This is a genomic window from Sphingobium sp. Z007 (assembly GCF_900013425.1).
Classification (GTDB): Bacteria; Pseudomonadota; Alphaproteobacteria; order Sphingomonadales; family Sphingomonadaceae; genus Sphingobium.
In genome coordinates this window covers 2,808,095-2,817,128 of sequence record NZ_FBXK01000005.1, presented here as the reverse complement: position 1 = coordinate 2,817,128, position 9,034 = coordinate 2,808,095, and the positions used below count along the sequence as shown (strand labels likewise).

The following is a 9,034-nucleotide window of genomic DNA, read 5'->3' as shown; positions in this document are numbered from 1 at the left end:
TCGCCTATAGCAGCGCGCATGACCACAGACAGCCTAATCGAAGCCGCGGAACGCCTCGCCACTCTGCGCGACAGCATCGACCGCGCCGCCCGCCTGACGCAGCGCACCGCCGACGACATCAACCTGATCGCGGTATCGAAGACGCACGACGCCGACACGATCCGCCCGCTGCTCCATGCCGGGCAACGCGCGTTCGGCGAAAATCGGGTGCAGGAAGCGCAGGAGAAATGGCCCGCCCTGCGCGAAGAATTTTCCGGCGTCGCCCTGCATCTGGTCGGCCAGCTCCAGTCAAACAAGGCGGCCGACGCCGTCGCGCTGTTCGACGTCATCCACAGCCTCGACCGTCCGTCTCTGCTGACCGCGCTGGCCAAGGCGATGGATTCGGCGGACAGGCGCGTCCCCTGCTTCATCCAGGTCAATATCGGTGCGGAAGAGCAGAAGGGCGGCTGCGCCATTGCCGATCTGCCCGCGCTGATCGCGGCGGCGCGCGCCGCCGACATCCTGGTCCCCGGTCTGATGTGCGTGCCCCCGGCCGATATCGAGGCCGCGCCCTTTTTCGCGCTATTGGCGAAGATCGCGCGGGAGGAGGGGCTGGAACGCCTCTCCATGGGCATGTCGGGCGATTATGAAACGGCGATCATGCTGGGTGCGACGGACATTCGCGTCGGCACCGCGCTCTTCGGGCAAAGGCCCTCTCCCGCCCGTCCGGTTCCGGCGAGCGGGAGAGGGATGGTCCGAAATTCATCGCACTAGGACGGATTGCCATTCAGGAGATGGCGTGACGAAAATGGTGACTTGTCGCGACCCGGAGCGGAGCGACCGTTAAGGTCGTGAGCACCGGAAGCGCGGCAAGTCGCCATTTGCAGGCCGCCAGAACTGAATGGCGACCGTCCTAGAAACTCCCGCGCAAGGTGATGCCATAGGTGCGCGGTTCGGCCAGATAAGCGGAGATCAGCTGGTTCGCCATCGGCGCGCCTGCTGAAAACTGACCCGTCGTCGACGTCGCCGGGCTGCTCGACTGGAGCGGGCTGGAGAAGGCGACCTGAGTGTAATTCTGGTTGAAGATATTCTGGCCCCAGAATTCCACCGCCCAGCGCTGGTCCGGCCCACGGATGCCGACACGGGCGTTGACGATGGCATAGCCGTCCTGCCGCTTTTCGGGGAACAGGTCGGACCCGGTATTATAGTCGCTGGTCAGGCGGCCATCGACGTAGAACAGTGCCGACAGGCCCGATGCACCGATGTCCGGGGTCCAGGCCATGCTGGCGGTCGTGACCAGTTGCGGCGCGTTGCTGTTGATCGATCCGGGCAACAGGAACAGCGCCGGGTCGAGCGGCACTGCGCCGTTGCTGCTGCCCACCAGCCGGTTGGCGAATTTGGCGCGGGCATAGGTCGCGCCGCCCGACACGCGGAAGTTGCGCGCCGGGCTGACCGACGCTTCCAGTTCCACGCCCTGGCTGATGAGGCCGGGGCCAACGTCTCCACTGTCGCAGGTGCGGGCGGCGCTCAGCGCGCTGTCGCAGCCATTGATATTCTGCACGACGAAGCTGGTGCCGTTAAAGGTGTTCAGCTGGAAATTCTTGAACTCCTGCCGGAAGGCGGCGATGTTCACGCTCCATTTGGGTTGCGCAAATTTCAGGCCGACTTCGAACGAATCCACCTTTTCTGCGGCGAAGCGCAGGCTGGCGACGTCGGCATTGGTGCGCGGCGCAAAAACGGCGGGAATAGCGTTCAGGCCGGTCGATCCCAGCTGGAATCGATCCAGATTATAGCCGCCCGCCTTATAGCCCTTCGAATAGCTGCCATAGAGCAGCAGTTCGTCGATCGGCTTCCAAGACAGCACCGCCGTCCCCGAAAATTCGCCGTCGCTGATCTTGTCGTTGAGGTCGAGCGCGTTGAGGCCAGTGGACGCATTGCCCAGGCACCCCAGCGTCAGGATGCCGCCCGCCAGCGTGGCCGCGCTGCCCAGCGCTGGGTTGGTGGCAAGGCCGGGGAGAGCCGACGACTGCAACGCCGCGCAGGTCGCATTATTGTTGTTGAAATCGGACGAAAAACGCTTGCTTTCATGGGTATAGCGCAGGCCCAAAGTCAGATCGAGCCGGTTGGTGATGTGGACGATATTATGGGTGAAGAGCGCCCAATTCTCGCTCTTCTGGCGATAGAGCGACGCCACGTCGCCGGTGCCGGACGGAATCGCCGCCAGCGCGCGCAGGCCATTGCCAAGCCCGGTGGAGATCGCGCCTGCCTGCGCCGCCGCGATCCCTGCCGGCACGCCGCCGGCGATAAGCGCCGCCGTCAACCCGGCGTTGAGGTTCGCCTGCGTGCCGCTGATGAGCGGCTGGGTGGCAAGGCCGCTGCCGCATGCGGCCAGCTGCTGCGCGGTGAAATTGCTGTTGAGGCTTGCCCCCGCCATCAGGCGACAGGCCGCAAAGCGCCCGTAATCCGCGCCGAAGCGGATATTGTCCTGTAGGGTCAGCCGTTCATTGGCGTAATAGCCGCCCACCAGCCAGTCCAATTTGTCGGCGAAGGCCGATCCCTGCAGCCGCAATTCCTGCGTGAAGGTCTTGAACTGGCGATAGGTGTTGGGATCGCGATAGAGCAGGTCGGCGCGATTATAGTCATAATCGCCATAGTCGCGGGATTTGTAATCGCGATAGGCGGTGATGCTGGTCAGCTTGGCGCCACCGAAATCATAATTGATCTCGCCCGACACGCCCCAATCCTTGAGCTTGCTGACATAGTCGCGGCCCGGCGTGGTGGCGAGTTCGCGATCATAGGGATCGGCCGGGATGACGCTGCCCTGACCCGCCAGGATCGCGGCGATGCGGTTGAACGGGGCGTCGGTGTAGCCGCCGCCTGCTGCGGGTCGCCGCTCGCGCGATTCGATATAGGCCGCGCCGCAGCAGCTTTCGTCGCGATTGGTATAATCGCCGATCAGGCGGATGGAGAGCGCGTCATTGGGTTCGATCAGCGCCTGCCCGCGCACGAAATAGCGGTCGCGATCATTGGTGTCGCCAACGGTCGCGCCCGTGCCGTCGACCAGCTTGTAGAAGCCGTCGCGCTTGGACCAGACGCCATCCAGGCTGAGCGCGATGCCATCGGCTATCGGCCCGGTGACGCGGCCCGACAGTCGCCAATAATCGTAATTGCCGTAGGTGATCTCACCCTTGGCATGGAAGGTGTTTTCCGGGGCCTTGCTGATGATGTTGATGAGGCCCGCCGACGCATTGCGCCCGAACAACGTGCCCTGCGGCCCGCGCAGCACTTCGACCCGCTCGATTTCGCCCAGTTCGTTGAGGCCTGACCCGGTGCGCGAGCGATAGACGCCGTCGATGAACACCGCGACCGAGCTTTCCAGCCCCGGATTGTCGCCGACCGTACCGATACCGCGAATGCGGGCGGACGCATTGGCTTCGGACCCAGTCGAGGAGACGAGCAGGGACGGGGCCAGCTGGTTCAGCGTGCGGATGTCGCTTGCGCCGCTATTCTGCATCGCAACCGCGCCCACGGCCGACACCGCGATCGGCACGTCGGACAGGGGGCTGGCGCGGCGGGTGGCGGTGACGATGATATTGGCGCTGCCGTCGTCCACGACCGGCTGCGGCGTCGCATCCTCCTGCGCCTGCGCGCTGGACGCGCCCATGACCAGGGCGACGATGGCGGCAGATGTCCAGAGACTCTTGTCTGTCATGATAGGTCTATCCTCTCCTGGTCCGCGCGACTTTTCGCCGCGTCGGAACTGTGTGGTGATTATGCGGACACAGCAGGGCGAAGGCAATAGAGCCCAGCTTTTCTGCGACTTTTAAGCGTGAAGTCGACAGAATGGTCATGGCCTGTTGCTTATCGGCAACGGCTTAACATCTGCTTTCCGTAACGTCGCCTTACGATAAGGGAAAGCGCAGCAATCGGTCCGCGACTGGCACCAAAGCGGCGGCGCCCGGCCCCACGGCACGCCGAATCTCTCCATGGCCTGCATCCAGCCCCCCGGTCAGCGCGCCGAGCGCCGGCAGAATCAGCTTGGTCGCCGATCCCACAAAGCAACGTCGCGACACATGCCGACCGCGCAGCGACAGGCGCAGCTTGGGGTGGAAATGGCCCGATATCTCAGGAGCCGGATCGTCCGCCTCCGCCTCATGCCGCAGCCATATGCCCGCGACCTCCGCCTCAGCCACCCGTCGTCCGCCCGGCATCGCGGCGACGCCGACATCATGATTGCCAGTGATCCACAGCCAGTCCAGCCGCAGCGTCAGCGCGTGCAGCCGATCCCGCGCGCGCGGGTCGAGCCGCGCGGCGCCATGAGCGTCATGGAAGCTGTCACCCAGCGACCAGACCGCTTGCGCGCCCGTGCGCGCGACCAGCGCCTCAATCACGTCCAGCGTCGCCTGGCTGTCATGCGGGGGCAGGAACTGGCCGAAGCGGGCGTACCAGCTCGCTTTTTCGAAATGCAGGTCGGCAACCAGCAGCGCGCGCTGCGCCGGCCAGTAGAGCGCGGCCTCTGGCAGCGCCATGAAGGCCTGACCTGCGAACGAAAGGGGAACCATTGCCCGCCTATGCGCCTCTACGCCCCGGCTTTCAAGAGGGCGCGCAAAGGCCTATAGGCGCTGGCCATGTCCGCCACACCGCCCGCTTATACCGTCGCTGCGCTTTATTGTTTCGCCCGCTTTCCCGATCCGCAGGTGCTGGCCGCCGAACTGCGCGCGCGCTGCGCTGCGCTTGGAACCTGCGGCACGCTGATCCTGGCGGGGGAGGGCATCAATGGCACGGTGGCTGGCGACGCGGAGGCGATCGCCGCGCTAGTCACCCATATCCGCGCCCTGCCGGGCTGCGCCGATGTCGATGTCAAATATTCCTGGGCCGACGCGGCCCCCTTCGCCCGGATGAAAGTGAAGGTGAAGGCGGAAATCGTCACGCTGGGCGTGGGCAATCTCGACCCGGCGAGCCAGGCGGGCACCCATCTCGATCCTGTCGACTGGAACGCGCTGATCGCCGATCCCGACACGGTCGTCATCGACACGCGCAATGCCTATGAGGTGGCGGTCGGCACGTTCGAAGGCGCGATCGACCCCGAAACCCGGTCCTTCCGCGAATTTCCTGGCTGGTTCGACGCCTTCGCCGCCGACCTGAAAGCGCAGGGCCGGGCACCCAAGATCGCGATGTTCTGCACCGGCGGCATACGCTGCGAGAAATCCACCGCGCTGGTCAAGGCGCGCGGTTTCGATGACGTCTATCACCTCAAGGGCGGCATACTACGCTATCTGGAGGAAATGCCGGAGGCCGAGAGCCGCTGGCAGGGCGACTGCTATGTGTTCGATGAGCGGGTGGCGGTCGGCCATGGGCTGAAACCCGGCGACTATGTCACCTGCAAGGACTGTGGCCTGCCATATTTACGTGATGGCACGCATGATTGCGCCGGTGACGCGTCCGGTGTTTGGCCGCATAGAGGTTAGAACACCGACATCCGTTCGTTTCGAGCGCAGTCGAGAAACCTGTGCGCTACGTTTCTCGACTACGCTCGAAACGAACCGATCATGGTGAAGAAGGCGTCTCCACCAGTTCCGCTATCTCGAAGTCGTACCGCTTCCACCCGCGCATCTTCGCCCCGTCCGCGGCGGCGGCGCGCTTCTTCTTCGCCTCGGCCAGCGAGCGCACATGCCCCCAGAAGACCTCGGTCTTGCCATTGTCGAGCACGGCGACGATCCGCCAATAATGGGTGAAGGGATCAGCCGTCGGCCCGATCGTCTTGACATAGCCATCCGCCATGGTGGCGGTCAGGTAACGCTTCCGGCGCGCCATGCCTAACCCCGATAGCGATGCAGGCCCGCGCCATGCGCCCGCAGCCATGCCCGCGCCGGACGCGGGTCCGCGCCGTAAATGCGCGCATGGGCCGCGTGAAAGGCAGGGCTGTGATCCATGTGCAGCAGATGCGCCAGTTCATGCGCCACCGTGGCGCGGCGCACCTCCGGCGGGGCCAGGATCAGTCGCCAGCTATAGCGGATCGCCCCGGACGACGCGCAACTGCCCCAGCGGCTGCGGGTATCGCCGACGCCGACCGATGAGACGATCAGGCCATGGTCCTGCGCCATGGCATGACTTTCCGTCTCCAGCATTGCTTTGGCGCGATTGACGAGCCAGCGCTGCACCCGCGCGCCCACCGATTCCGCGGCACCACCCAGCAGCAGCCGGTCGCCCTCCAACCAAATCGTGCGGGTCGCGCCCGCGACCCAGTGGATCGTCACGTCGCGCCCCTCCAACGGAAAGACCGCACCATGCTCCAGCCTGGTGACAGCGGGCTGCTTCGCCATTTGCGCGCGCACCCAGCCTTCATGGTTCTGCGCCCAGCCCAGCGCCTTTTTGAGGTTCGCGCTTGCCGGTAGCGAAAGACGCAACGCCCCGCGCGTGCTGTCGATCGTCAGCCGATAGGCCCGCGCCCGCGCAGACCGGCGCACCAGCACCGGCATCGCCACGCCGTCGACCAGGATCGCCGCATCGGGATCAGAGTTCGCGGTCGACAAGATGATTTTCCCAATCGCCCGCATCGGCCTCCGCAATGGTCCAGCCGCGCACCGATTCCTTGGCGCGATGCACCGCTTCGCGGTCGCCGCAGATCAGATAATGCCAATCGGGCAGCGGCAATCCCTCTTCGCGCAGCCGATAGGCGCAAGTTCTGGGTAGCCAGCCGATCTGCTTCACCTTGGTCGGGGTCAGCCGCACGCAATCGGGGACGAACTTATGCCGGTCCTTGTAATTGCTGCATTGCCCGCTCTGCCGATCAAGCAGGCGGCAGGCGACATTGGTGGGATAGATCCGCCCCGTCTCCTCATCCTCCGCCTTGTGCAGGCAGCATTTGCCGCAGCCGTCGCACAGCGCTTCCCACTCGGCCTTGTCGAGCTTGTCGAGCGGTTTTTCCCAGAAGGGCGTCACTTGATCCATTTTTCCAGAAAGGCCAGCACTTTGTCCGGCGCGCCTTCATCCACATCCGCCGTGGCGGGATCGTCCACCGGCACCAGCGCCACCGGCTTGCCGTCGCCGTCGAACAGATAGGGGGTGCGGCTATGGCTGACCAGATAGTCACTCGCACCCCCAGCCTTTCCAGACCCCTCTTCAGGATTGTAGATCACCACGAAATCCTTGGCGACCTTGGCGATCTGCTCCTTCGTGCCCGTCAGCCCGATCAACCGCGGGTGGAAGGCCGCGACATAGGGTTTCAGCACCGCGGGCGTGTCGCGCTGCGGATCGACACTGATCAGCATCGGCTGCACCTTCGCGGCCAGCGCCGGCTTGGCCTTCTCGAACTGCGCAAAGCCCTGCATGATCCGTTGCAGATCGACCGGGCAAACGTCCGGGCAATAGGTGTAGCCGAAATAGACCAGGCGATACTGCCCCTTATAATCGTCCCAACTGGTCGGCTTGCCGTCCTGATTGGTCAGGGTGAAGGGCGCGCCGATCCGTGCGCCGGTCAATTCACCCTGCTCGCTGTCGCCGCTTGATGCGTTCCCGCCTGGCCCCATATTGCAGGCAGCCAGCAGGGTGAGGAAGGGCAGGGCGATGGAAGGCAGGATGGAGCGCGCGGCGTCTTTGTTCATGGCATGGCCAGCCATGCCCTGCTAGGACGCGATTTGCAAATGCAACGGGGCGCCAAGATGAAGACGAAGCTGATTTCCACATTGCTGGGTTCGATGGCGCTGGCGCTGCTGACGCCCGGCCCCGCACAGGCGCAATTTTCGGACAGTTATAATTTCCTGAAGGCGGTGAAGGACAAGGATGGTGAGAAGGTCACCGACCTGATCCAGAAGCCCGGCTCCACCGTCATCAACAGCCGTGACGTGTCCACCGGCGAAAATGCTCTGCACATCATCGTCGCCCGGCGTGATGCGACCTGGCTGACTTTCCTGCTGGCCAAAGGCGCCAATCCCAACCTGACCGACAATGACGGCAACACGCCGTTGATGGACGCGGTGCAGGGCCGGTTCGAGGAGGGCGTACGTACGCTGCTCGCCTACAAGGCGCAGGTCGATAAAGGAAATGACAGCGGCGAAACGCCGTTGATCCGCGCCGTGCAGCTGCGCGACGTCGGCCTGGTCCGCCTGCTGGTGGCGCAGGGCGCGAACCCCGAAAAGCGCGACACCCTCGCCGGCATGTCCGCGCGCGACTATGCCAAGCGCGACGGCCGCACGCCTGGCCTCACCGAAGCGCTCGACGCCGCCAAGCCCGCCGCCGCGCCCAAGGGTCCGGTGCAGGGTCCGGTGTTTTGAGGGCGTGGCGATAAGGTTGATTTGGGTAGTTTTCTGCCATTCGCTTTGCGCCAGACTTCAAGCGAAAGGCGACGTAAAAACCCGTCACCCCAGCGAAGGCTGGGGTCTCGTGCGGGGGCACGCCGCGGTTCGGCTTAGCACTTACTCAACCGCATCGCGTCGTCGCCTGAGACCCCAGCCTTCGCTGGGGTGACGATAAGGGGCAGCGGCTCGCCGCAACCTAACTAGGTCGCCTTTGGCCGTCTATGCCTTCCACCTACCAGCCCAGTTCCGACACATGATCCGGGTCGCTGAGCGCCGTCAAGCGCCGGGCGGCGCGGCGGGCAAAGCGGAGCGTTTCCGCCTTGCGCCGCGCGGCCGCCAGCGGCTCCACTGGGGCCGGGCGCACCAGTTCGGCATCATATTGATCCGCGACGATCAGGCCGGTGCGCGCCGGCCACAGCGCCTCGCTCTCGAACGGGGCCAGGTCGAATCCCGCCGGCACCGCCCAGAAAAAGCGGTCACAATAGTCGAAATAGTCTGGCCATTTCATGTCGCCCAGCAGGTCCGCCCGGCTACACTTGATCTCGACAATGGTCAGCCGCCCGGCGCCGTCGATCGCCATGATGTCGGCGCGCCGTCCGTTGGGCAACGGCACTTCCAATATCCCGCTCATGTCGTGGCGGAAGAAAAGCCGCAGCGTGCCGCGCGCCACCGCGAGGGCAGTGCCGTCAGTCAGCGGCGAACAGGTGTCAATCGGGGCGCTACTCATTCTGCCATCTTAGAACAGGACAGGAACATAT

General features: G+C 64.7%; 10 protein-coding genes. 3 read left to right on the top strand and 7 right to left on the bottom strand.

Annotated elements, in window-relative coordinates; genetic code table 11:
* The first annotated feature begins 18 nt into the window (after positions 1-18).
* Positions 19-753, top strand: a complete 735-nt coding sequence (locus CEQ44_RS21595; RefSeq protein ID WP_088181683.1) for a YggS family pyridoxal phosphate-dependent enzyme — start codon at positions 19-21, stop codon at positions 751-753.
* Positions 754-892: 139 nt separating this feature from the next.
* Here CEQ44_RS21595 and CEQ44_RS21590 read toward each other — a convergent pair whose 3' ends face one another.
* Both CEQ44_RS21590 and pdeM read right to left on the bottom strand, forming a co-directional pair.
* Positions 893-3,691 (bottom strand): TonB-dependent receptor, encoded by a 2,799-nt coding sequence (locus tag CEQ44_RS21590; protein WP_088181682.1) that lies wholly within the window; start codon positions 3,689-3,691, stop codon positions 893-895.
* Between the two features lie 190 nt (positions 3,692-3,881).
* Positions 3,882-4,541 (bottom strand): ligase-associated DNA damage response endonuclease PdeM, encoded by a 660-nt coding sequence (gene pdeM, locus CEQ44_RS21585; RefSeq protein ID WP_088181681.1) that lies wholly within the window; start codon positions 4,539-4,541, stop codon positions 3,882-3,884.
* Positions 4,542-4,607: 66 nt separating this feature from the next.
* On the opposite strand from pdeM, the gene CEQ44_RS21580 reads away from it, so the two are divergent.
* Entirely contained in the window at positions 4,608-5,447 is an 840-nt protein-coding gene (locus tag CEQ44_RS21580; protein ID WP_088181680.1) for a rhodanese-related sulfurtransferase, read from the top strand.
* Positions 5,448-5,526: 79 nt separating this feature from the next.
* Here the strand turns inward: CEQ44_RS21580 and CEQ44_RS21575 are convergent, their stop codons facing one another.
* The 4 genes from CEQ44_RS21575 to CEQ44_RS21560 are packed head-to-tail and all read right to left on the bottom strand — an operon-like array spanning position 5,527 to position 7,598.
* Positions 5,527-5,793 carry a hypothetical protein gene (locus CEQ44_RS21575; RefSeq protein ID WP_088181679.1) on the bottom strand — a complete coding sequence of 89 codons (267 nt, stop codon included), beginning with the start codon at positions 5,791-5,793 and terminating at the stop codon, positions 5,527-5,529.
* Positions 5,794-5,795: 2 nt separating this feature from the next.
* Positions 5,796-6,536, bottom strand: coding sequence for a SprT family zinc-dependent metalloprotease (locus CEQ44_RS21570; protein ID WP_176400168.1), 741 nt, complete (start codon positions 6,534-6,536; stop codon positions 5,796-5,798).
* Complete coding sequence (locus tag CEQ44_RS21565) at positions 6,493-6,930, bottom strand: YcgN family cysteine cluster protein (protein ID WP_088181677.1); 438 nt, start codon at positions 6,928-6,930, stop codon at positions 6,493-6,495. Before CEQ44_RS21565 ends, CEQ44_RS21570 begins: the two co-directional genes overlap by 44 nt.
* Entirely contained in the window at positions 6,918-7,598 is a 681-nt protein-coding gene (locus CEQ44_RS21560) for an SCO family protein (RefSeq protein WP_088181676.1), read from the bottom strand. Before CEQ44_RS21560 ends, CEQ44_RS21565 begins: the two co-directional genes overlap by 13 nt.
* 42 nt (positions 7,599-7,640) lie before the next feature.
* On the opposite strand from CEQ44_RS21560, the gene CEQ44_RS21555 reads away from it, so the two are divergent.
* On the top strand, positions 7,641-8,252 hold the full coding sequence (locus CEQ44_RS21555) for an ankyrin repeat domain-containing protein (RefSeq protein WP_088181727.1): 612 nt from the start codon (positions 7,641-7,643) through the stop codon (positions 8,250-8,252).
* A gap of 256 nt (positions 8,253-8,508) precedes the next feature.
* On the opposite strand, the gene CEQ44_RS21550 is transcribed toward CEQ44_RS21555, so the two are convergent.
* Positions 8,509-9,003, bottom strand: a complete 495-nt coding sequence (locus CEQ44_RS21550; protein ID WP_088181675.1) for an MmcB family DNA repair protein — start codon at positions 9,001-9,003, stop codon at positions 8,509-8,511.
* Positions 9,004-9,034 lie beyond the last annotated feature (31 nt).